This is a genomic window from Bacillus sp. FJAT-44742 (assembly GCF_002797315.1).
Classification (GTDB): Bacteria; Bacillota; Bacilli; order Bacillales; family Marinococcaceae; genus Thalassorhabdus; species Thalassorhabdus alkalitolerans.
Genome location: NZ_KZ454936.1, coordinates 693393 through 717719, shown reverse-complemented (window position 1 = coordinate 717719; position 24327 = coordinate 693393). Strand labels below are relative to the sequence as shown.

Sequence of the window (24327 nt, the reverse complement as noted above, 5' to 3'; positions counted from 1 at the left end):
AAAAAGTTTCCTTCAGGAAACTTTTTATCCATTTACATAAATTATAAGGGCAAATGATTGTTTTTGCAAACATCATTTGCCCTTCCTGTTGGTCACATATTTAATACAGCTCAGTAATTTTTAACTAAGGGAAATGTTAGAATAATACTTGTCCCAGACTCAGGATCACTTTTGATGGTAAATGTTCCGTTGTGATCTTGCATAATTGTTTTGCAAAGAGGAATACCTATACCTGTCCCTTGATCTTTAGTAGTGAAGAAAGGTTTCCCTGCCTCTAATTTTTTAAGGATGTCCTTCGGAATGCCATCCCCATTATCTTTAATAACTATCCAGTATTCTCCCTTTTCAACAAAACTTTTTAAAGAGAAGCAATTATTCTTATTCTTTTGATTAAAGGCTTCCATAGCGTTGCGTAATGCGTTTAATGCTACCTGCTTTAAAGAGGAATCGTTCACTTTAATTTTTTCTGTTCCCTGATAAATATCAAAGGTAAAGGTTATTCCCTTCATCAAACACTCAGAGTGTATAATATCAGCTATACTATGGAGGAGTTTAGCAGGATTTTGTACTTCTTTTTTTATGTTCCTGCGCGCCATGGAAAGAAAGTTTTCAATGATGCCATTCATACGGTCTACTTCAGATAAAATGGTGGTGGAGTATTTATCAAAGCTGTTGGTTAAAGAAGAAAGCTGAAGAAAGCCTTTAATCACTGACAATGGATTGCGAAGCTCGTGAGCTACACCAGCAGATAAATGTGAAACAGATTCCATTTGGTTTTGAAAAAGCAGCAAATGGTTATAGCGCGTTTCAAAGGATTGGTCATAGATGAAAATAAGTACACTATACCTTTCTGGCAGATATATACCTTTCAGCCTGAAATAGTCCCCTTTACATTCATTACTATAGTCTTTTACAAGAGGTTTTTTTTCCAGAAAAACTTCTTCTGCAAAGGAAGTGATGTAAAAAGCACGCTGACTCTCATCTTCTTTATATGCTGACAGCCTTTTTTCAAATTTTTCTATGCCTAAAAAGCTTGTAAATTCGTTGTTATGTTTAGAAATTATTAAATCATGATCGAGAATAACATAAGGATGGATGAAATGAGGAAGGACTTCTTGATCCCACATGTCATAGAGGGTATCTGGCTTTGGGTTATGACGCAGGGATCCTAAGAGAAAAAACTTTCCGTTTTTATACTTTCCGTTGTAGGAAACAGTACATATGTGAGAGTCGAATTGATGTGTTAAATTAAATTCAAAGACCTTTCCCTGAAGAAAAATTGACTTCAGCAAAATAATTGCTTTCTTACATTCTTCTTCGTCTAAATGATGAAAAAAGCTCGTCCCCCGTTGAAACCACCTTGCCGCCTCGTCATTTAACGATATTACTTCACCGTCATTTGCTAATACAAAACGCCACTCCGAAGAGACTTCCTTGAATTCGTCTTCAAATCCATCAATTTCCGCTGTATATAATGATTGGTACATATTACCCCCTCCTCAATGAAACCAATCAATCATATTTCACTGCCAATTTCTTTCCATTTTATTACTCTTATTTTTGATTATACTAAATGACAGAGTGCTTGCCTACTCTTTTTGGTAAAATTTATAAACTCCGCACTAAAAAGAGCGACACTTCAAGATAACATGCATATCATGTATTATTATGAATTGAAACTATAGGAGGCTCTTAATGAATCCTTTTTTTCAGCAGGTGGTTAAACAACATATTGCTCAGATGACACCTCAGGATGTTATGGCTTACGGCCAGCAATATGGGGTAACAGTAAGCAGAGAGGAAGCAGTTAAGCTCCTGACACTTGTAAAAACAGAGCCATGGGATTTTAATGATAAGCAATCACTTCATGCTGTGCTTCATAAAGCAAAGAGCAACGTTTCACCGGCAACTGGAGAACTGCTTGAAGCCCTTTTTGCTCAGTATATCCAATAATTGTGGAGTCTTTTTTCCGAAGAATCCTGATTTTCCCAGTGTCATCCTGGCATGCAATAGATAGTGAGGCTTTCGGTTCCCCCTGATGCCTAGCGCGGCATAGAAGACACCGTGAATGCGAATGAAATGAAGCTTGAACGGATGTCGCACTTGTGCCTTTTAGGTGCATAGAAGACACCGTGAATGCGAATGAAATGAAGCTTGAACGGATGTCGCACTTGTGCCTTTAGATGCATGCCAGTGTATATTTGAACAATCAACCAATAGATTACTGAAACAAAAAGAGCTCCCACCGATTTGGTGAGGGCTCTTCCCTTTCGCTGGTTTTTGTCCCTGTCTCTTTTTCTTTAACAACATGACGTTATTCGCTTTACTGGTTAAATACTTCGTCTTTTAAATTTTCATTAAATGCTTTTTCCTTCAGCATATTGATTTCAAATTTGTAAGGTGGTTTTTTATTTTTCTTGTCTGTTCCAACATAAGGAGTTTCAAGGATCTTAGGAACCTCTGTAAAGGAGGGGTGATGAACAATATAATTCAACGCCTCAAATCCTATATAACCGCACCCTATGTTTTCATGACGGTCCTTTGCTGCCCCGCACTCATTTTTGCTGTCGTTGATGTGTAGAACTTTTAACCGGTCAATACCGATCATTCGGTCAAACTGATCTAAGACTCCATCGAAATCATTTACAATGTCATAACCTGCATCATGAGTGTGGCATGTATCAAAGCATATGGACAATCTCTCATTATGAGTAACTCCGTCAATAATCTGAGCCAGCTCCTCAAAAGATCGGCCGCATTCAGATCCTTTCCCTGCCATGGTTTCCAAAGCAATCTGTACCTTACTCTGCGGATCAATCACTTCATTTAGTCCCTCTATAATTTTCTTTATTCCTTTGTCTGCTCCTGCTCCCACATGTGCACCCGGATGAAGGACAATCTGGGTAGCCCCAAGAGCTTCCGTCCTTTCTATTTCCGAACGAAGAAAGTTGACGCCAAGTTCAAAGGTTTCAGGCTTTGATGTATTCCCAATGTTGATTATATACGGGGCATGCACCACTACCTCGTTTACCCCGTGTTCAGCCATATGCGCTACTCCAGCCTCAATATTAAGTTCTTCTATTGGTTTTCTTCTTGTATTTTGAGGAGCTCCTGTATAAATCATCATAGCCGTTCCACCATAGGATGCGGCTTCCTCACTTGATCCTAAAAGCATCTTTTTCCCGTTCATTGACACGTGTGATCCTAAAAGCATAGTTATCTCTCCCGTTTCACTGTAAACCTGTATTATTTTTTGTTGTTTCTCTTCGTTTCAATTCTTCTTTGTCGTTTAGCCTCTTGTGCAAATTGCTGCTTCGCTTTTTTCTTATATCCAGGCTTAACCTTTTTCGGTTTTTTTGTGCCCGTGGCCGGTTTCATGCCGGCGGCCGGTGAAGCTGTTGACCTTGTCCGGTTTTTCTTTGTCACAGTCATATTTTCTACAGAGACCCATTCTCCCCGTCTTAAATCTTTATACTCAAATGAGATTCTCTTTTTAGCGAGCTTTTGCAGAGGCTCCTGCTCATTTTTTTCTACAAGAGTATACGCTTCCCCTGTATGACCGGCTCTAGCTGAACGTCCAACACGGTGGACATAAAATTCAAGCTCCTTTGGAAGAGCATAATTGATGACATGAGTGACCCCTTTAATATCGATTCCACGGGCCGCTAAATCAGTAGCAACCAGATACTGAACCGAAGCATCATTCACCCGCTTCATCACTTGTTTTCGTTGACGGGGGGCAATCCCGCCGTGTAGCAAGTCCACATTCAGCCCTTCTTCTACCATCGCAGCAAACACTTCATCGGCTTCTTCTTTTTTATTCGTAAAAACGATGGCAAGATAAGGATTTAACGACGCTGCAACCTTCACTGTCAATTCCGTCCGGTCCCTATGGCGGAGAGGTACTAAATAATGATCGATTTTTGCTGGAGTGGCTTCCTCGGGCTTCACGTGAACATGACGTGGCTGGCTCATATATTTTTTCAAAAATGGCTGAAGCTTTTCAGGAATAGTAGCTGAGAAGACCATCATCTGTAAATCTTCTGGCATACTGGAAGCAACCTGATCCACCTGTTCAATGAAACCCATGTCCAGCATTTGATCAGCTTCATCTACAACATAGAATTTTGTTTTATGAACATCCAGAGCCTGGCTTTTGACCATATCATGAAGACGCCCTGGTGTACCAACAACGATATGGGGCTGATTTTTCAATTTATTCATTGTACGAAGTCGGTCAGTTCCGCCTACCACCAGCCTTGATGAAATTTTCTCCTCCTTGTCTTCTCCAAGAAGCTTCAGTAATTCATCGTACAGCTGGCCGGCAAGCTCTCTTGTCGGAGCTGTGATTACAGCTTGTGTATAATTGTGTTTTGTATCAATTTCAGATACAAGCGGAAGCAGAAAGGAAAGGGTTTTTCCTGACCCCGTCTGCGACTGCCCTATAACATCCTTGCCATTTTTGATAGCAGGAATCAGCCTCTCTTGTATTTCTGTCGGTTTTTGAATGTTTTGTTTTTGTAACGCTTGTATTAGAAATGGGGGTAAGCCAAATCGTTCAAATGCTTTCACTTTGTTTCCGCCTTTCTTTTTCAATACCTATATTTCTCACTATAACCAGGTCATGTCACGTTCCTGTAGGCATCATCATATTTTATCATAAACCATCTTTAAACACAGCAATTGTCTACGTAATCTGTAACTTGAAAGGGTGAAATTCATCATGTACCCGTCACCATTTTATTTTCCCTCGCCGTTTCCTGCCTCCCCGGTAACTTCACCTCATACAATGGCAGGGTTTTTACCTCCAGCAGCAAGGTCCCTTCCTTTTGGAAAATTGCTTTCTGGTCTTGGCTTTAATCCAGCTATGGGTGGAGGAATGATGGGCGGTGGAGGGATGGGACCAGCAATGATGGGAGCTGCTCAAGGCGGAGGGATCATGCCTTGGATTCAATCTGCCCAAAAGATGTTAGGTATGATGCAGACTGTAACTCCAATGGTCCGCCAGTACGGCCCGATTGTCAGACAGCTTCCTGCCATTTGGAAGGTAATGAACAGCAGTCCTCCTGCAAACCCATCCGAAGAAGCAGAGCCTATAGATAAGGAAGAAACCGCTTCTTCCCCAATGACACCAACGACACAAGAAATACCGGTAAAGTGGGAAGAGAAAGAAGTTTCCTCTTCTTATTCGTCTACTGTGCCCCGGCCTAAGTTATATATTTAAGTTTTTAGCCTGATCCTTAAATTTGTGAGGCATCATAACCAGGTAGAATCCAAGACTGAACAGAAGAAAAAAAGACAATTTTCTCCTAATAACTTTCTTTCAGCCTCTATCCTTTCATTTTTATTATGCAAATAGTATAATGACCCTAGTCTAAAAAGGATAACTCTTTTTAAGAGGAGGCAGTTATGAAAGTACTAAAAATTTCTCCCCGCGGATATTGTTATGGTGTGGTAGATGCAATGGTTCTCGCACGCCAAACAGCTAATAACCTGGATTTGCCAAGGCCCATCTATATTCTGGGGATGATTGTTCATAATAAGCACGTTACTGATGCGTTTGAAGAAGATGGCATTATTTCTCTGGACGGACCTAACCGTTTAGAAATTCTTCAAAAAGTTGACAAAGGCACTGTAATTTTTACAGCCCATGGTGTATCCCCTGAAGTAAGGGAACTTGCACGTAAAAAGGGACTGACTACTGTCGACGCTACATGCCCTGATGTTACACGAACCCATGACCTGATTAAAGAAAAGAAAGCAGAAGGTTACCAGGTAGTGTATGTCGGTAAAAAAGGCCACCCGGAGCCTGAAGGTGCCATTGGTGTTGCACCTGATATTGTCCACTTAGTCGAATCGGTGGAGGATGTAGAAAAGCTGAATCTTGATTCTGAAAAAATTATCGTGACCAACCAAACCACAATGAGTCAATGGGACGTTTCTGATATTATGAATAAAACGCTTGATAAGTATCCCCACGCTGAGATACACAATGAAATTTGCATGGCTACTCAGGTAAGGCAAGAAGCAGTAGCTGAGCAAGCGAAAGAAGCAGACTTGCTTCTTGTAATTGGGGATCCGAAGAGCAATAATTCCAACCGTCTGGCACAGGTTTCTAAGAAGATAGCGGGCACGGAAGCATACCGCATTGCAGATGTTTCTGAAATTAACCTGGATTGGTTTGAAGGTGTAGAAACTGTGGGTGTTACCTCAGGAGCTTCAACTCCTACACCAATTACAAAAGAAGTCATCAGGTTCCTCGAACAATACGACAAAAATGACCCATCAACATGGGTAACTGAAAAGAAAGTACAGGGAACCAAAATTCTCCCGAAAGTAAAGGCTAAAAAGTAAAGTAATAAGAGGGCTGCCCCATTCTGGGCAGCCTCCTTTTTTTCCTATTACCCTTTTTATAAAAAGGTAAATGGATCTGTATTTACGTCAGAAGCCAACACTTCAACTTCATAACCTTTCTTTTGCATTTCTTCTTTCAATCGCTTTTGAACCCCGACCTTCATCACTTTTTCAACATTATGGCCTGGATCAATCATTTTCAAACCGCTCATCATGGCATCATGGGCTACATGGTAATATACATCTCCTGTTAAGTAGACATCAGCTCCCATTCTTTTTGCATGACTCCAATATTTGTTCCCATCTCCTCCTAAAATAGCCACCTTTTTCACCTTGCTGTCTTTCTCCCCGACTGCTCTTACGGTGTTTACATCAAAAGCATCCTTAACATGAGAAGCAAAATCTCCAAGGGTCATTTCATTCTCCAATGAACCTATACGCCCAAGGCCCAGAACTTCTCCCTCCATGTCTGATGGATAAAGATCATATGCCGGTTCTTCATATGGGTGTGCTTTGATTAAAGCATTTACAACCTTTTTGACTTGTGATTCGGCCAGGATGGTTTCAATTCGTTTTTCTGAAACAAATTCCATTTTCCCCTGCTCTCCAATATATGGATCCGCCTCATCCCCAGGCATAAAAGCTCCTGTCCCCTCTGAGGTAAAGCTGCAATGACTATACTCGCCAATATGGCCGGCGCCCGCGTCCCCTAAAGCGTGTCTCACTGCTTCAAGATGATCCTCCGGGACAAAGGCGACCAGCTTTTTCAGTTTATCTTCCATAGTAGGCACAAGCACTTTCGTATCTTTAAGGCCAAGAGCTTCGGCCATCATATCGTTTACTCCGCCTTTAGCAACATCAAGGTTAGTATGAGCAGCATACACAGCAATATCATGCTTAATACATTTTTCAATGATAGGACCTTGTCCTGTTTTTGTATTAATGTGCTTTAAGGGTTTAAAGATCAGCGGATGATGAGCTATGATAAGATCAACTTCCTTTTCCACAGCTTCATCAATAACTTCTTCTAAAACATCTAAGGCGATCATTACCTTTTTTACCGGCTTATCCAGTGTTCCTATCATAAGGCCAATTTTATCTCCCTCGACAGCTAAGGACTTAGGCGACCAGCTTTCAAAGCTTTGTATGACAGTTTGACCATTGATCGTTTTTTTCATGATAATACCTCCTCTGTAAGCTTAATTTTTCTTTCAACTTCTTCCTTTCTGGCTGTGATTCTGTTTTCATCCGAAGCTTTCTCCAGTTCCCGAAGAACTCTTCTCCAATTATTTAATTCCCTGCTCCATTTTTTAATAAAAGCATCATTTCTTTCTTTTAATAAAAAAGGTCCCAGGAGCAAAGCAGCCTCTTTGTTTATGTCTTGGTAAGGCTTTTCGCACTCACCACATTCTGCAACGATGATTTCATATATTCTGTTATCTTCTTCTAGTATATGTTCATTTTTAATTTCCCAGCCTTCTTTAAGAAGCCACTCCCTGACATATAGAGCGTGGATGTTCGGCTGAAGAATAAGCCTTTTTACTCCAGGTAACTTTTCTTTTCCTTCCTCAAGGATTGCAGAGATAAGAGAGCCACCCATCCCGGCAATCACTATGGTATCTACGTTGTCTTCTTTTTTTATAACAGAAAGCCCGCTTCCAAGGCGTGGAATGACAACACCCCCGCAAGACGAGGTTTCTATTTGATTTTTTGCTGCTTCTAAAGGTCCCTCGTTCACATCCCCGGCAACCGCTTTTTTAATTTTCCCCTGACTGCACAAATAAACAGGTAAATAACCGTGATCTGTGCCTACATCCGCCAGAACTGCTCCCTCCTGCACTTCATCGGCAATAAATTGCAGGCGCTTTGACAACACGTCCTTATTCATGTTCAGGTCGTCCTTTCTTTGCATAATAAAAAGGAGGGGCTCCCCCTCCTTTTTTATTGGTTACTCTGAAATAGAAAGCAAGTATTCACCAATGGCTTCAGCATCTTCACCTTCAGCCCAGCCACCAGGCATGGATCCAATTCCATTTTCAGCAATATCAGCAATTTCTTCTACAGTAAAGTCTCCTTCGAGATTATCAATGGCAGGCCCCTGACCGCCTTCAAGATTGTCACCATGACAAGAAATACAGTTTGAATTTACGAGCTCTTCACCATGAGCAATTGGATCTTCAATCTCTGTTTCTTCTTCGCCATTTTCACCATTCTCTTCATCTTCGATGGAAGCTTGCTGGTCAAGTCCAACTAGAGATAGAGATAACATTAAAAGGATTCCAACTACAGCTGTTATAAAAAACGGAATAAGCGGACTTCTCTTCATCTTTATTTCCCCCTTTCCCTTCAACTTTGTACATGTCGTGGACTATGTAACCGTATCCCTTGTATATTTTACTGTAAAAACCCTTTTTAGAAAAGGCAAAATAGAATCTTTTGCTTATTTTGTCACCTGCTGTTCAATATTTCCTCTTGGCAGCAATCAATTTCCGCCTGTTCTTTTTTATTACATTTTCTACTATTGCTTTATTCCTTACGTAATATGTGTCTGTCCTACAGCTTTAACGGAAAATGAAATTTGCAATAGTAGAAGAAACTGAGTAAAATAAATATCAATTACAGCTTCCAAAAATTTGAACTTAAACAAGAACATGAAAAACGGCTACCCTTTATATAAGGGTAACCGCAATAGAAAGGTCTTACTCAAGAAAATCCTTCAGACGCTTACTTCGGCTTGGGTGTCGAAGCTTACGAAGTGCTTTCGCTTCGATCTGACGGATTCGTTCTCGCGTAACGCCAAATACTTTTCCTACTTCCTCCAGCGTTCTGGTTCTGCCATCATCAAGGCCAAACCGAAGCCGGAGAACATTTTCTTCCCGATCCGTTAGAGTGTCAAGGACATCTTCCAATTGCTCTTTAAGCAGCTCATATGCTGCAGCGTCGGAAGGAGCAAGTGCTTCCTGGTCTTCAATGAAGTCCCCTAAATGGGAGTCGTCTTCTTCACCGATCGGAGTTTCTAAAGAAACAGGTTCTTGAGCTATTTTCAAGATCTCTCGAACCTTATCAGGAGTCAGGTCCATTTCCTTTGAGACCTCCTCCGGTGTGGGCTCTCGGCCTAAATCCTGAAGAAGCTGACGTTGCACACGAATGAGCTTGTTAATCGTTTCAACCATATGGACAGGGATCCGAATGGTACGGGCCTGGTCGGCTATGGCACGAGTTATAGCCTGACGTATCCACCAGGTAGCATACGTACTGAACTTATAACCTTTATTGTAGTCAAATTTTTCAACAGCTTTTATAAGACCCATATTTCCTTCTTGAATTAGATCAAGAAACAGCATTCCGCGCCCTACATAACGTTTCGCAATGGATACGACGAGCCTGAGGTTAGCCTCAGCCAAACGACGTTTAGCTTCCTCATCACCATCCTCAATTCGCTTGGCAAGCTCTATTTCCTCCTTCGCAGACAAAAGAGGAACGCGGCCAATCTCCTTTAGATACATCCGTACAGGGTCATTAATTTTAATTCCAGGAGGCACGCTTAAATCGTTTAGATCAAGCTCTTCTTCTTTTTCTACTTGATCCATGCTTGGTACTTCTTCTCCTTCGTTGAGAATATCAACACCTTGCTCTCCCAGATATTCAAAAAACTCATCCATTTGGTCAGAGTCTTGATCATAAGGGGCAAGCTTCTCAGTAATTTCAGCGTACGTAAGCACTCCCCGTTTTTTTCCAACCTCTAATAATTGTTCTTTTACTTGATCGATGGACATTTCACCTTCCGCCAACGGGCGTATTGGTTTCTCAGCCATTCGATCCCCTCCTTCCATTCTGCACAACACTACTTGTCAGTTACCTTCCATTTATCTCTACAAAAATAATCAAAGAAGAATACTCTTCTTTATCGTGCATAAAAAAATAAATTACTAATATAAGAAATAAGAACTGGCTTCAATCTACAAACATCGACACTCTCACTTGCTTTTTAATGCTTTTTTCATTTCGACCAGTTCATTTGCTAATTGCAAGGCATGTTGGAGATCGTGCCTGCGCTCCGCCTCTTTCATTTCTTTTTCTTTTTCTTCTATTTCTACCCACTTTGGATAGTTCTTAATCTGTTTTATATAATCAGCCAACTCATTTTCTGTCAAGTTTCGATTAATGTCAAGCATTGAGAGCTCTGCAGCCAGTTTCATTAAGCTTTCATCCGTAAGACTGTGGATAAAATCGGAGCTGTTCCCATCATTGCCTGCCCCGTAAAAGGCATATAAATGTGCCGCAAGAGCGATGTGATTCTCTACATTAAACTCTCCTCCCACTTCATCTGCTACCTGATCTGTAATTTCCTTACTGGAAAGCATATGGGCAAGAAGGATTCTTTCCGCATTCAAAAAGGCAGGACGGAGTCTTTGTTCCGTCATGTATTGACTGGCTCTCCTTTTTGAAGAGTCACTTGAATGACTTGTACCTGAATTTTTATTTTGTTGTTTATTCGCTCTGAATAGCCTGTATTGTTCTTGCTTAAGAGCTTCTAAGGAAAGATCAAATTCATCGGCAACCTGCCTCAAATAATGATCTCTTTCAACAGCTTTAGATATTTTGCTTATTTCACCTACTATTTCTTCTATATACTGAAGTCTATCTCCTTCATGTTGCAGGTTTTTCTCTTTTTTAAGCTTTTGCATTTTAAAGCTCATCAATGTAAAGGGGGCTTTAATAATTTCATTCACAAATTTATCTTTGCCATGGTTCTTAATGAAATCATCTGGATCGCTGCCCTCAGGAAGTAAAGCAACCTGTACCTGGCAGCCTTCCTGTTCAAGAAGCTCCGCGCTTCTCAAGGCAGCTTCCTGTCCTGCTTTGTCTCCGTCATAACATATAATCGCCTGTTCGGCGTTACGCCGGATAATCTTAGCCTGACGGGCAGACAGCGCTGTTCCCAGTGTAGCCACACCATTGTTTACACCTGCATTCCAGGCTGAAATAACATCTGCGTAGCCTTCAAAAAGTATCGCTTTGTTTTCTTTTCGAATCGCTGGGCGTGCCTTGTGAAGAGCATACAAGGTTTCATTTTTATGGAAGATAGGAGTTTCCGGACTATTTAAATATTTCGGCTGTCCTTCTTGAAGAGCTCTGCCGCCAAAAGCAATAACTCTACCCTGATTGTTCATGATGGGAAACATCACACGGTTTCTAAAGCGGTCCATGTACTTCCAGCTGCTTTCCTTGCGTAAAAGCAGACCAGCTTCTTCCATTTCACTTTCCTCAAATCCTCTCTTTTCCAGGAGAGCTTTAAGTGCCGCGGGATTATCAGGAGCGTAGCCTATCTGAAAAGCACTGATCATATCATGGGTAAAGCCTCTATCAAGTAAGTAATCATAGGCAGCCTTGCCTTGTTCTGTCGTTGTTAATAAATGATGATAAAATTTAGCAGCAAGCTCGTGACCTAGTATTTTATTTTCATGCTTTTTTCCACTTTCATTCCCTGAAACACCTTTCACGTATTCAGGAAGAGCCATTTCAACACGTTCAGCCAGCTTCTCAACTGCCTGGATAAAATCTGCACCTTCCATTTCCATCACAAACGTAATGACATTTCCACCTGCTCCACAACCAAAGCAGTGATACAGCTGTCTTTCGGGAGAGACAGAAAACGAAGGTGTGTTTTCACCGTGAAATGGGCATAAACCTAAATAATGGCGTCCTTGCTTTTTAAGCTGAACATGGTCGCTGATGACATCCACGATGTCATTTTTATTCCGGACTTCCTCGATCATTTCTTCCGGTATTCGTTGCTTCACTACTTTCCTCACCTGATCTTCTTAAGATTCACTCTTTAAGTATCCTGCTTAACGTCTCAGTAAAATTGTTCCGGTCTGATTGGCTAAAAGGCGGAGGTCCTTTCAATCTCATCTTCTTTTGTTTTTTTGCCTGAATTCCCTGAAGCCTTCCAAGCAAAAGAGCATCTGTATCTTCATTCTTCCACTCTTTGCCTCGAAATGAAATCACCTTGATTCCATTGTGTAATAGCATAGCAGCCAGACCATTATCCTGAGTTATTACTACATCGTTTTTCTTTGCATGGTTAACGATATATAAATCAGCAGCCTCAGGTTCAGCGTCTACCGTGATAAGTTTTCCTTTATACTTATCAGACGAAAAATGAGAATAGCTGGCCACAAAAACGGCTTCCGCGTCATGCTCCACCGCTAGCTTATCAATTTCTTTTTTTACAGGACAAGCATCAGCATCAACATAAATGGTTATCGATTTTTGTCGCATTTCAGAGTATTCTACAATTGTAATGGAAATCCTCCTTGTTATTGGAAAATTACTTTTTTGATTTTACTTACTTTACTTACTTATTATCTCATTACACACAACATTTCATTATAATTTAAAAAGTGAAAAAATACCACTAGAAATTATATTATGTGTAATAAATTTTCTTAATTTTTTTTTGAAGTGAAAAGAGTGCAGAACTTGTCTTCTGCACTCTTACTTTTCTTAGGATTTTTGAAACATATTTGAAATTAAGTTAGCAGTTTCTTCTACTGCCTTATTGGATACATCAATAACCGTACAACCAATCTTATCCATGATTTTAGAAGAATATTCTAATTCATCTTTAATTCTTTCGATATTTGCATAATTAGCTTCAGCTTTTAACCCAAGTGATTTCAACCGTTCTGAACGAATCCCATTTAATTTTTCCGCACTGATTTTTAAACCTATACATTTTTTTGGAGATACGTTAAAGAGCTCTTCTGGTGGTTCAACTTCAGGAACAAGCGGAACATTCGCTACTTTTAACCGCTTGTGAGCTAAATATTGGGACAAGGGAGTTTTGGAGGTTCGCGACACACCAATCAAAACAATATCAGCTCGTATAATCCCTTTTGGATCACGGCCGTCATCATACTTCACAGCAAATTCTATCGCCTCTACTTTTCTAAAATAATCTTCATCAAGGCGATATACCAGACCTGGTTCATATTTGGGCTCACTATTTGTAATTTTGCTCATTTTCTTGAGCACAGGCCCCATAATATCTACGGTTTCTACTCCCTCTTCATTAGCTCTTCTCTGGAGATATTTGTTTTTCTCAGGGATGACCAATGTAAAGGCAATAAGAGCCTGGGCTTCTTTTGCCAGTAATATAACCTCTTCAATGGTGCCTTCATCTTCCACGTATGGAATTCGGCGAACTTCCATCCCTTTATCACCAAATTGGCTTGCAGCGGCTTTTACTACCAATTCAGCTGTTTCGCCCACTGAATCTGAAACCACGTAGACAATGGGGCGTTGATTAATCTCCTCCATTGAAATCCTCCTCATTTTTCACTATCCATCATTCATTCCTTCTATATAAGCTCATCATATGCTAAATCAACGAGCACTTTCGTAATGTTTGTTTTTGTTAATCTCCCAATAACTTCAACCTTCGTTCCTTTGTCCACTTCCTTGACCACTGGCAAAGCATCTATTTGCTTATCTATCAGCTTTTGTGCCACATCAATAATAAGATCATCTTTTTGGCACACTGTAATATTTGGCATACGTGTCATGATAATACTCACAGGCACGGCTTCCAAATCCTGTTTCCCCAGGCTGGTGCGAAGCAAATCTTTTCTTGAAAGCACCCCTATTAGTGTGGAGTATTCATCCACAACAAACAGCGTGCCAACATCCTCTAAAAACATCGTACAGATCGCATCATATACCGATGAGGACTGATTTACCACGACTGGAATTGATTGATATTCCTGCACGGTAATCTGCTTTACCTTTTCTGTTAAAAGCTGTGAACCAGTTTTGCCTGTATAGAAATAACCGACGCGCGGTCTTGCGTCCAAAAATCCAGACATAGTTAAAATGGCTAAATCTGGACGCAATGTGGCTCGCGTCAGAGACAGTTTCTCTGCAATCTGCTCCCCGGTAATAGGGCCGCTGTTTTTCACAATATCAATAATCTGTTCTTGTCTCCCTGTCAGTTCGATTTTCATCACCGCCTTCATAGCACAATGTGTTATGCTATTTCTTCATATATTATATCTTATTGAGCAGGGAGTTAAAAACTTTTCGCTTATTTTATTTTAGAAGGACATTTGTTTTTAGTTTATGGAAAGACAATATGTTGAAAGGAAGCAAACTTTTTGATTTCTTCAGACAGATGATTCATCTGGGTCAGTCTGTTTTCTTTCACCGTTTCATTTTCAGTCATAACCATTACATTATCAAAATAGTTATTAATGGTCTCTTCCAACGAAGACAACTGCTCATAAGCTTCCTCAATACGCCCTTCCTTCAAAAGGCCTGGCAGCGTAACCTTTAGCTTTTGATAAGCGGTGTATAAGGTTTTCTCTTCCTCACTTTCAAATAGGTCCTCCTCAATGGAGTTCTCAAAATGTTGAGCTTTTTTAGCGATATTGGTGATTCGGCTTAAAGCTTCAACCGTTTGTTTGAACTCGTCTTCATCTGCTTTTTTATTTAGAAACTCTGCTTTGCTGAGAAGAACATCAAGCTTTCCGTATTGCCCGGGAAGTACGGCATCAACAATATCATAACGAACTCCACGTTCAGTAAGCAGATTTTTGATACGCAGGCCAAAGAATTCAAGTACTTCTTTTGCTGTGACTTTACGATCCATTTTTAAAAGTCCTGCCTGCTCTGCTGTAGTAAGAGAGAGCTGGATAATTTCCTCTAAATTAAGATCCAGGCGGAATTCTACCGCGGTCTGGACAACACCTGCCGCCTGTCGTCTCAAACCATAAGGGTCCTGGGAACCGGTAGGAATTAACCCTATACCGAAACATCCAACGATGGTATCAATCTTATCAGCAATCCCTACCAATGCTCCCTGAATACTTTTTGGCACGCTGTCACCGGCAAAGCGAGGACTGTAATGCTCGTTTACAGCAGCGGCGACTTCCTTTTCTTCTCCTGCCAAGAGAGCATACTTTTCGCCCATAAATCCCTGAAGTTCAGGAAACTCATCTACCATATGAGTTACCAGGTCAAACTTGGCCAGGTGAGCCGCTCGTACCGCCTGGCTGACTACAGTGTCGCTGAGATTAATGCCATTTCCAAGTGCAGATGTAAGTTTTTCGACTCGGCTGACTTTATCACCGATTGAGCCTAAGTCTTCATGGTAGACAATATTGTCTAATTGCTCTACACATTGGTCAGGCTTCTTTTTCTGATCTTCTTTATAAAAGAAAGCAGAATCTGAAAGTCTTGCCCGGAGTACTTTTTCATTTCCTTTTTGTACATTCTCCAGGTGTTCATCATTCCCATTTCTCACTGTAACAAAATGGGGAAGGAGCTTTCCTTCTTGATTCTCCACTGAAAAATATCGCTGGTGCTCTCGCATTGATGTAATCAGGACTTCATCCGGTATTGCCAGAAAATCTTCATCAAAACTTCCGTACAGTGCTGTTGGATATTCAATTAAATTATTGACTTCTTCAAGCAACTCTTCTTTAACAGGAATCTTCCAGCCTTTTTCTTCTTCGATCATTTTTATTTGCTTTCTGACAGCTTCTTTTCTTTCTTGTGGATCAGCGATGACAAATTCGCTTAATAAGGCTTCTTTATATTGTCCGGGCTCTTCGATAACTTTCTCATTCCCCAAAAAACGATGTCCTCTAGTCATGTTTCCTGTTTGTACATCTGTAATAGAGAAAGGAATCACTTCAGCGCCATATAAAGCAATAATCCAATGGATCGGCCTTACATAACGTAGTTTTTGTGTTCCCCACTTCATATTCTTTGGAAAATTCATACCTGTAATTAAACTTTCCATCTGAGAAAGAAGCTCTTTTGTTTCTTTGCCTGCAATTTCTTTTTTGGCAAATAAGTACTCCGTGCCTTTTACTTCTTTTACAAATAATTGATCAGGATCTACCCCTTGACCTCTGGCAAACCCTTGTGCTGCTTTCGTCCAGCTTCCGTCTTCAGCCACAGCTATTTTCTTCGCTGGTCCTCTTGCTTCTTCGACTACATCTCCCTGCCTGTCTGCAAGGCCGGTTACCACAACAGCAAGACGCCGAGGAGTAGAGAAAGCCTGGACCTCGGAAAATTCCAGCCGTTGTTCATTCAGCCAGTCAGAAACTTTTTCTTTTAATTGATACATTGCTCCGGTTACAAAACGGGCCGGCATTTCCTCTAGCCCGATTTCTAATAAAAAATCTTGATTACTCATAAGTTGTCCCCTCCTTATCGTTTAACAAAGGAAACCCTAAACGTTCTCTTGCCTCTAAATGAGTTTTTGCGCATTTCCTGGCAAGATTTCTTACTCTCCCTATATAACCGGTTCTTTCCGTCACAGAAATGGCTCCGCCTGCGTCTAGAAGGTTAAACACATGGGAGCACTTTAAAACGTAGTCATAGGCCGGATAAACCAGACCTTCCTGTAATGCTCTTTCGGCCTCTTTTTCGTATGTGGTAAATTCATTAAAAAGCATTTCATGATCAGCAATTTCAAAGGTATATTTAGAATGTTCATATTCAGGCTGCAAAAAGATATCCCCATAGGTGAATCCGTCCACCCACACCAAATCAAAAACGTTTTCTTTATCCTGAATATACGAGGCGAGCCGCTCAATACCATACGTTATTTCCACAGCGACAGGGTCAGCATCAACTCCGCCTACCTGTTGAAAATATGTAAATTGAGTGATTTCCATTCCATCAAGCCATACTTCCCATCCTAGTCCCCAGGCACTCAAAGCAGGGTGTTCCCAGTTATCCTCAACAAAGCGAATATCATGTTCTCTTGGGTTGATACCCAGCTGTTCCAGGCTTTGCAAGTACAGTTCCTGGATATTGGATGGAGAAGGTTTCATAATTACTTGGAATTGATGATGCTGGTAAAGCCTGTTAGGATTTTCTCCATACCTACCATCCGCAGGACGTCTAGATGGCTCTACATAAGCCACATTCCACGGTTCCGGCCCTATGCTCCGCAAAAAAGTCATTGGATTTAGCGTGCCAGCGCCTTTTTCTACATCATATGCCTGCATTACGAGGCAATTTTGTTTAGACCAAAAGTTCTGCAATGTTAAGATCATATCTTGTACATTCATCGCTATCCCTCCTTAAGGGGTATATTTATACTCATACGATGGAGTGGCTGTTACTTGGCACTCTCCTGAAATAGAGTTCTGTCATCACAAAAAACCCGTCCCTATGCCAAATCATGGCATAGGGACGGGTTTCGTCTCGACCCGCGGTTCCACCCTACTTGCTGTTTCATCAGAAAACAGCCGCTTCTCATCGTCTGTGCTCAAGAACGCCTTCACTACCATTTACCGCGCGGCTTCCACCATCCCACGCTCGCTTTTAGGTAAAGAGGGTACTTACTACTCTCTGTCTTCGCACCAATATGAATTTATTTGAATCATACTTGAAAGGTTCATAGGCTGTCAAGTTTTCTTATAAGTCCTTACAGCTTCCATTTTTCAAGTTGATTAAGAAACCTTTTGCTCTTTAAGTGAAGCCCGGAGTATTCGTCATAATATGTCTCAAGTACAGTCTTTAGCTGATCCTTTGTTTCCTGCTTTAAAGAAACTGTGCCAAGCCTTGCGATATCCATATAAAAGAAAAGACGCAGCAGCCTGACGGTCTGCTGGCTGATAGGAATTTTCTTTTCATCAATATGAACACACTGTCTGCAAAGAAAGCCTGCTTCCTTAACGGAAAATGAAAACTCCCCTTCTTTGCTCTGGCAGCTTGCACAATGGTCTAATTCAGGTTTTATTCCAGCAACTGCTGTCATTTTTGTTTCAAAGATGCGCATCAGCACTTCTTCATCCATTTCTTCATTTAAGTATTGAAGCAGCTGCAGAAGCAATTCGAACAAATAAGGATTTCTTTCCTTCTCTTCGGTGAGTTTATCGACCATTTCTACAAAGTAAGAGGCATAGGCAGTTTTATTAATATCTGCCCTGACCAGTTTAAAGGAATTCACAGGATCACCTTGGCTTAACGTACTCATTCCAGATCCTTTGTAATATAAAAACATTCCATACATAAAAGGCTGAGTAATGGAGGCAAGCCTGCTTTTTGGCTTTTTTGCCCCCTTAGCCATTACGGCTATTTTACCTGCTTCCCTCGTGAACAACGTGACTATGACATTTGATTCCCCATATGAAATGGTGCGAAGAACTATTCCTTCCGCTTTATCAAGCATAAACTACTTCTCCTCATTCTTCGTAAGTGACGGCAAACGAGGGTTAATTCGGTGTACTATCAAGTGGTGTGTTTTCCTCACTAAGAGGCAGGGCCTCCTCAGTTCCCATGTCTTGTTCAATCTCCTTAATCAATAGGTACGTATCTACATTCCCAGTTATGGAAAATACCTTCCAAGAGAAATCCAACATGTTCTTAACACTCCTTTTTTGAAGCAGTTAAAAGTAAGCCTGCACTCTTAGGATGACCTCGTTTACCTGTAACAATGTTATGGAAAAATTGACAACTTTACTTGCGCATAAAATACAGAAAAAAGAATAACATATAATGTTTGATAAGTTGATGGTTTCTTATTTCCCTATTTGTATAGTTTTACACCAAAATACAAAAAATTTTGAAAACAAAAAAGTATTACTATCAATGTTTATTTAACATTATCATAATAATTTTTTTATAAAAAGACAATGGCATCCAAATGTTGCCATTGTCTTTTTTCTCTTAATATTCGTCTTCACGATAGCCATGCTCACTTAAATGGAACTTTTTATTACGCCAATCTTTTTGTACTTTTACCCATAAATCTAAAAATACTTTCGAGCCAAGGAGAGCTTCAATATCCTCCCGTGCCCTCTGGCCTATTTCTTTAAGCATTTTCCCCTGCTTTCCTATAATGATTCCTTTTTGAGAGCTTCTTTCCACAATAATGGTGGCAGCAGCATAAATTGTGCCTTCCTCCCGCTCTTTCATTTCTTCGATTCCTACTGCTATGGAATGGGGGATCTCATCTCTTGTTAAATGAAGAACCTTTTCTCTGATTAACTCACTGACCACAAACCGCTCTGGATGGTCCGTAATTTGATCGGCGGGATAAAATTGAGGCCCCTCCTCAAGGTAGGTTTTTATTTGATCAATGAGAGTAGGAACATTGTTTCCTTGCAGAGCAGAGACAGGAATGACCTCTGCAAAGGGGAAACGATCCTTATAGGATGCTATTTTTTCAAATAGTTCGTCAGGGTGGATTAAATCAATCTTATTAATAACTAAAAACACCGGGGTTGAACTGCTTTCCAACCGGGACAAGATAAATTGCTCCCCCGAGCCAAACGGTTCTGTTGCATCGACGAGGAACATAACCAGATCCACTTCTTTGATTGTTGTGGTAGCTGCTTTTACCATGAAGTCGCCAAGTCGATGTTTGGGTTTATGAATTCCTGGTGTATCTATAAAAATAATTTGAGCATCGTCTGAAGTATAAACTCCCTGGATTTTATTTCTGGTTGTTTGCGGTTTATCGCTCATAATGGCAATCTTTTGTCCAATGACATAATTGAGAAGCGTTGATTTACCAACATTAGGACGACCAATCAATGCTACAAATCCAGATTTAAATGGCTGGTTACTCATAAAAATCCTCCGCTCCAAAAGCTCCTGGCAGCAGCTCATTGATCGTGGTCGTTTCTGTGTCTCCCTTTAAATTGGTTAATATAACCTTACCATTTGGAGGGAGAAATTCAGATAGCACCTGGCGACATGCCCCGCAAGGCGAAACAGGACCATCCGTATCTGCCACAACGGCTACTGTTGTAATATTGCTGCTTCCCTCTGAGACCGCTTTAAAGACTGCCGTACGTTCTGCACAATTTGTTAAACCAAATGAAGCATTTTCAATATTACAGCCAATATAGACTTCTTTATTTTCAGTCAGCACAGCAGCACCTACAGGGAAATGTGAATAAGGGACGTATGCATTATTTCGTGCTTCGATTGCTTTTTGGATAAGTTCTTTATCATTCATCGCGATTTCTCCTTTCTTTCTTGCCCTTCACGTTAATGACTAACCTTTTGTTTTTTAAATCTTCTTCAACGTAAGTATCTCTTTGTGGCGTCTCTGGGTCAGGAGGAACAACGACACCTCCTGAAATAATAAATTTTAACCCTTGTTCCACTGTCATTTCAAGAATTTTCACATCTTCTTTTGGTACAAGGACAAGCCAGCCCGATGTTGGATTTGGTGTAGTAGGGAGAAAAACATTAATGCACTCTTTATTTGTCAGCCTCTGAACCTCTCCCTTTGATTCCCCGGTTAAAAATCCAAGGGTATATAAGCCTTTTCTGGGGTACTCCAACAGAACAACCCGCTGAAACGAAGAGCGTTCCTGGGCAAACGCATGGACGACCTGCTCCACCGACGTGTAAATGGAGCTTGCAATCGGTATCTTTCTAAACGTACGGTCAATGGAAGTAAATACAGGGGCTCCCTGGCCTTTGATACGCATCGAACCGATCCACGTGATTAAAATGATTGTCAACACAAAGCCTATACCGAGAAGACGTTCTGTGAAGGGAGTGTAAATTCCCAGAAAATGAATGCTTCCATCTTCTACTGTTATGACGTTCAACGTCCGAAGGACATCAGTGATAAATGAACCGAGAAAAGCATCAATTAAAGAAAAAAGAAATTGCAGGACGTATATTGTAGCAATCGCAGGCAGTAGAAATATCAAGCCGGCAAGAATATTTTTTTGAAAGCTTTTCCACATGAATGTTTTCTCGACTCCTCTCCCTTTATCGTAACAGCAGCTGATCTTATACTTTTATAGCTCTGTGAACGCTTGTACGCTTCACATTTGCTGCATTCTGTCTCTTTTTACGGACAGGGAGGGATAACAGCAGGACTGCACAAGAACAAAACAAATACCTTTCACAGAGCTTACTTTATAAATAAATTTCTAAGCGGCTCCAGGAAGATCACGATACCAACAATGACAGCTATCAAGCTAAAAACAAATACTCCGGCTGCTGCAATGTCTTTGGCGGCTTTTGCCAATGGATGATACTCATCGGTAACCAGGTCTACTGTTCGTTCTATGGCCGTGTTTAATATCTCTAAAGACCAGACTCCTCCTATAGTGAGGAGTAACAGTAACCAGTGAACTTTTGGGATCCCTAACAAAAAACCTGCGAGCAAAACTAAGATACCAGCTGCCAGGTGAATCCTCATGTTTTGTTCGTGTATGATTACATGCTTTATCCCGTAGGAAGCAAATCTAAAAGAGTGAAATAGTCGCCGCCACCTTATGTTGCCTTTACCTTTCAAGCCCATAAGCATTCAGTATTTCTTCCTGACGGGAAATCATTTTCTTTTCCTGTTCTTCAGTCTCATGGATGTAGCCTAATAGATGGAGCACCCCATGAACGGCCAGAAAGCCAAGCTCTCTTTCAAAGGAGTGCCCATAGGCGGCAGCTTGTTCCTCTGCTTTAGGAACACTGATGATTATATCTCCTAAAAGGTTGGGAACGGATGGATCAACAGGACCTTCTTCTCCTTCGTCTAAAGCAAAAGAAATAACATCTGTTGCGTAATCTTTTCCTCTGTATTCACGATTAATGTCTTGTATCGCCTGATTATCGACAAATGTTACCGAAACCTCTGTTTCAGCTGGAACGTTTTCCTGTAGACAGGCAGATTCAACTATTTGTCTCACCAGTTCCTGTTTCTCCTGAGCCAGGCTCTCCGTTTCATCTAATAGGTCTATGATGTAGGTCATTCTTTTCCTCCTTTGTCCTTGCCTTTATTCTTCCCTTCCTCTGGGTACTCAATGCGTGAATGGAAGGTTCCCTGAAGTGTTTCACAGATAGATTTAGCTATGAGGTCCAGCTCTTTTAACGTCAGATCGCATTCATCAAACTGGCCATCTTCAAGCCTTTCTCTAATAATTTTTTTAACGAGCTGTTCGATTTTATCAGGCGTTGGTTTTGTCATCGACCGGACAGCTGCCTCTATGCAATCTGCGATCCCTACAATAGCAGACTCTTTAAATTGTGCTTTAGGTCCAGGGTATCTAAATTGAGACTCTGGGACTTTCTGCTGACTTTGTTCATTTGCTTTGAAATAGAAGTACTTAAGCAGACTTGTGCCGTGATGCTGTTCTGCAATGTCTATTATTTCTTTTGGCATCTTGTACTCCTTAAGCATTTTCGAACCATCATATGGATGAGAAATGATAATCGTTTTACTTAATTGCGGTGAAATTTTGTTATGAGGATTGTCAATCTTCATCTGATTTTCAATAAAAAAGTGCGGGCGTCTCGTTTTACCTATATCATGGTAATACGCACCTACCCTGGCCAGGAGTCCATGTGCTCCAATAGCTTCACAGGCAGAATCCGCAAGATTTGCAACCATCACACTGTGGTGGTAAGTTCCTGGTGCTTCAAGCAGGATCTTACGCAGCAGGGGATGGTTAGGGCTGGAAAGTTCAATGAGCTTTGTTCTGGAAAGAATGCCAAACCCGGTTTCAAAAAATGGCATGAGCCCCAGGGTAAGCACTGCAGCAAAAAAACCTGAAATAAAAGCAAAGGAAATGACAGTTCCGTAATCAAACCAGCTGCCAAACCCTCCTTTCATCATGTGAAGGGCTGTAATAGTAATGATATTGATTAAGGATACAAACAACCCTGCTTGAAGGATTCTTACGATACGATTATCTTTTCCCAGAAAAAAAGCCCCGGCAAAACAGCTGAATAAGATATAAACCCCTATAGTAAAATTTAACGTCCCTACGGCACCATGGTTAAAAATGACACTGGCAACCAAAGCAAACATCATGCTGGTCATGAGGCCTACCCTAAAGTGGATAAGACTGGTGATTAACATACTGCCTACTGCTGCCGGAACAATTAGTTCCAGGGAGGCAATATCAAGATTTTCAAGGAGGCTTATTGATTTCATTACCACTACAGTCACTAAAAAAATAAGAACATACATTAATAAATGGCTGTTGTTATTCTGTAAAGTGGTATTAGCTTCTTTAAAATAATAAGCAAGGGTTCCAACAATCAGGAGAACAAATAAAGCCAGGCCGATGTATGGGAAAGAATTAAAGGTATCATCAAGAAGACCTGCAAGCCTCAGCTGTTCATAGACGCCATGATTAATAATTTCCCCTTCTTTAACAATCAGCTGACCCTCGCTTATCAATACCGGTTCAATAGATTGAACCATCTCCTGTCTCAGTTCCTCCGTTGCTTCATCATCGTATAAATAATTTGCTGTAATGGATATCCTGGCTGTTTCAAGCATAGCTTCATATAGCCGTTGATTTACGCTCGTGAGCGCTAGTTTTTCAGCAACTTCATCTCTTGCAGAGGAGATATCATCTAAAGCGATAACTCTGCTCATGGACTCATAGACAGCGTTCTTTACGGTTTCTCTGGCAATCTGCAGCTGACTGTCTGTAGCGTCTAAATATGTTTCCAGAGATTCTTCAGAAAGCCCCCGGTTAGACCCGGATGAAAGTATTTCTTGGATATAAGAGAGCTGGTCTTCTATTTGCGGATCTGTGACTGTTTCTCCATCAATAGTCAGCACTTCCTCAGTTCTAACTTGTTCAACGAGCTCAAACACATCATTAACCTTTTCTACTTGATTTTGAGCATAGTCACTCTTGTGGACGTACACAGGATCCACACTATTTAATGCTTCCTGATATTTAGACTCTGTCTCAGCTTTATTTTCCACAGTGACCGGAGAACGGATATCTTCCTCCGCAACACTCGACAGGCTCACTTCATAGGTGTCAGGGATCACGTTGCCGAGCATGGATACATACAAAACAACAGCCAATAAGACGTATAGCAAAATTCGTATATAGCGCTGATTTTTGACTTTTTTCCACCATCCAACATGTTCTATGGATGTTCTCTTTTTCAACCTTTTTCACCTCTTACCAAAAGCCTCTCCAAATAAACAGGCCAGTAGACAACAAACCATGTATC

The 24327-nt window shown here is 40.9% G+C and carries 24 protein-coding genes; 3 read left to right on the top strand and 21 right to left on the bottom strand.

Annotated elements, in window-relative coordinates:
- Window positions 1–110: 110 nt before the first annotated feature.
- Window positions 111–1487, bottom strand: coding sequence for a two-component system sensor histidine kinase NtrB (locus CEF17_RS03635; RefSeq protein WP_100398321.1), 1377 nt, complete (start codon window positions 1485–1487; stop codon window positions 111–113).
- Window positions 1488–1695: 208 nt separating this feature from the next.
- Between CEF17_RS03635 and CEF17_RS03630 the strand changes: the two genes are divergently transcribed.
- The gene (locus CEF17_RS03630) at window positions 1696–1953 is read left to right on the top strand and encodes a DUF2624 family protein (protein WP_054635466.1); all 258 of its coding nucleotides are present in this window, start codon (window positions 1696–1698) and stop codon (window positions 1951–1953) included.
- Between the two features lie 370 nt (window positions 1954–2323).
- On the opposite strand, the gene CEF17_RS03625 is transcribed toward CEF17_RS03630, so the two are convergent.
- Together CEF17_RS03625 and CEF17_RS03620 are read right to left on the bottom strand one after the other, a co-directional pair.
- Window positions 2324–3214: a deoxyribonuclease IV gene (locus CEF17_RS03625; RefSeq protein WP_100398320.1), complete on the bottom strand. Its 891-nt coding sequence runs from the start codon at window positions 3212–3214 to the stop codon at window positions 2324–2326.
- A gap of 32 nt (window positions 3215–3246) precedes the next feature.
- Window positions 3247–4572: a DEAD/DEAH box helicase gene (locus CEF17_RS03620; protein WP_100398319.1), complete on the bottom strand. Its 1326-nt coding sequence runs from the start codon at window positions 4570–4572 to the stop codon at window positions 3247–3249.
- Between the two features lie 151 nt (window positions 4573–4723).
- Here CEF17_RS03620 and vrrA point away from each other — a divergent pair, with 151 nt between their 5' ends.
- On the top strand, window positions 4724–5224 hold the full coding sequence (vrrA, locus tag CEF17_RS03615; RefSeq protein WP_100398318.1) for a VrrA/YqfQ family protein: 501 nt from the start codon (window positions 4724–4726) through the stop codon (window positions 5222–5224).
- Between the two features lie 185 nt (window positions 5225–5409).
- A complete protein-coding gene (locus tag CEF17_RS03610) occupies window positions 5410–6354 on the top strand; it encodes a 4-hydroxy-3-methylbut-2-enyl diphosphate reductase (protein ID WP_100398317.1) in 945 nt (314 codons plus the stop codon).
- Between the two features lie 56 nt (window positions 6355–6410).
- On the opposite strand, the gene CEF17_RS03605 is transcribed toward CEF17_RS03610, so the two are convergent.
- The 18 genes from CEF17_RS03605 to CEF17_RS03520 form a co-directional block, all read right to left on the bottom strand.
- Window positions 6411–7532 (bottom strand): Nif3-like dinuclear metal center hexameric protein, encoded by a 1122-nt coding sequence (locus tag CEF17_RS03605; protein WP_100398316.1) that lies wholly within the window; start codon window positions 7530–7532, stop codon window positions 6411–6413.
- Entirely contained in the window at window positions 7529–8266 is a 738-nt protein-coding gene (locus tag CEF17_RS03600; RefSeq protein ID WP_332835277.1) for a tRNA (adenine(22)-N(1))-methyltransferase, read from the bottom strand. Before CEF17_RS03600 ends, CEF17_RS03605 begins: the two co-directional genes overlap by 4 nt.
- A gap of 36 nt (window positions 8267–8302) precedes the next feature.
- Complete coding sequence (gene cccA, locus CEF17_RS03595; RefSeq protein ID WP_054635469.1) at window positions 8303–8680, bottom strand: cytochrome c550; 378 nt, start codon at window positions 8678–8680, stop codon at window positions 8303–8305.
- A gap of 373 nt (window positions 8681–9053) precedes the next feature.
- Window positions 9054–10169: an RNA polymerase sigma factor RpoD gene (gene rpoD / locus CEF17_RS03590; RefSeq protein ID WP_100398315.1), complete on the bottom strand. Its 1116-nt coding sequence runs from the start codon at window positions 10167–10169 to the stop codon at window positions 9054–9056.
- A 162-nt stretch (window positions 10170–10331) separates the two neighbouring features.
- Entirely contained in the window at window positions 10332–12158 is a 1827-nt protein-coding gene (gene dnaG, locus CEF17_RS03585) for a DNA primase (RefSeq protein ID WP_100398314.1), read from the bottom strand.
- A gap of 28 nt (window positions 12159–12186) precedes the next feature.
- On the bottom strand, window positions 12187–12639 hold the full coding sequence (locus CEF17_RS03580) for a YaiI/YqxD family protein (RefSeq protein WP_100398313.1): 453 nt from the start codon (window positions 12637–12639) through the stop codon (window positions 12187–12189).
- A 225-nt stretch (window positions 12640–12864) separates the two neighbouring features.
- Window positions 12865–13680, bottom strand: coding sequence for a pyruvate, water dikinase regulatory protein (locus tag CEF17_RS03575; RefSeq protein ID WP_100398312.1), 816 nt, complete (start codon window positions 13678–13680; stop codon window positions 12865–12867).
- Window positions 13681–13721: 41 nt separating this feature from the next.
- The gene (locus tag CEF17_RS03570) at window positions 13722–14363 is read right to left on the bottom strand and encodes a helix-turn-helix transcriptional regulator (protein WP_100398311.1); all 642 of its coding nucleotides are present in this window, start codon (window positions 14361–14363) and stop codon (window positions 13722–13724) included.
- A 113-nt stretch (window positions 14364–14476) separates the two neighbouring features.
- Complete coding sequence (gene glyS, locus CEF17_RS03565; protein WP_100398310.1) at window positions 14477–16561, bottom strand: glycine--tRNA ligase subunit beta; 2085 nt, start codon at window positions 16559–16561, stop codon at window positions 14477–14479.
- Window positions 16554–17444, bottom strand: coding sequence for a glycine--tRNA ligase subunit alpha (gene glyQ, locus CEF17_RS03560; protein ID WP_198508874.1), 891 nt, complete (start codon window positions 17442–17444; stop codon window positions 16554–16556). Before glyQ ends, glyS begins: the two co-directional genes overlap by 8 nt.
- 359 nt (window positions 17445–17803) lie before the next feature.
- Window positions 17804–18550: a DNA repair protein RecO gene (gene recO, locus CEF17_RS03555; RefSeq protein WP_100398308.1), complete on the bottom strand. Its 747-nt coding sequence runs from the start codon at window positions 18548–18550 to the stop codon at window positions 17804–17806.
- 43 nt (window positions 18551–18593) lie between these two features.
- On the bottom strand, window positions 18594–18740 hold the full coding sequence (locus CEF17_RS03550) for a YqzL family protein (protein WP_083465269.1): 147 nt from the start codon (window positions 18738–18740) through the stop codon (window positions 18594–18596).
- Between the two features lie 307 nt (window positions 18741–19047).
- Window positions 19048–19953: a GTPase Era gene (era, locus tag CEF17_RS03545; RefSeq protein WP_100398307.1), complete on the bottom strand. Its 906-nt coding sequence runs from the start codon at window positions 19951–19953 to the stop codon at window positions 19048–19050.
- On the bottom strand, window positions 19946–20344 hold the full coding sequence (locus CEF17_RS03540; RefSeq protein WP_100398306.1) for a cytidine deaminase: 399 nt from the start codon (window positions 20342–20344) through the stop codon (window positions 19946–19948). Before CEF17_RS03540 ends, era begins: the two co-directional genes overlap by 8 nt.
- A complete protein-coding gene (locus tag CEF17_RS03535) occupies window positions 20337–21089 on the bottom strand; it encodes a DUF502 domain-containing protein (protein ID WP_100398305.1) in 753 nt (250 codons plus the stop codon). The genes CEF17_RS03540 and CEF17_RS03535 overlap by 8 nt, the downstream gene beginning before the upstream one ends.
- A gap of 170 nt (window positions 21090–21259) precedes the next feature.
- Window positions 21260–21652, bottom strand: a complete 393-nt coding sequence (locus tag CEF17_RS03530) for a diacylglycerol kinase family protein (RefSeq protein ID WP_054635478.1) — start codon at window positions 21650–21652, stop codon at window positions 21260–21262.
- The gene (gene ybeY / locus CEF17_RS03525) at window positions 21636–22097 is read right to left on the bottom strand and encodes an rRNA maturation RNase YbeY (RefSeq protein ID WP_100398304.1); all 462 of its coding nucleotides are present in this window, start codon (window positions 22095–22097) and stop codon (window positions 21636–21638) included. The genes CEF17_RS03530 and ybeY overlap by 17 nt, the downstream gene beginning before the upstream one ends.
- Entirely contained in the window at window positions 22094–24262 is a 2169-nt protein-coding gene (locus CEF17_RS03520) for an HD family phosphohydrolase (RefSeq protein ID WP_100398303.1), read from the bottom strand. The genes ybeY and CEF17_RS03520 overlap by 4 nt, the downstream gene beginning before the upstream one ends.
- Window positions 24263–24327 lie beyond the last annotated feature (65 nt).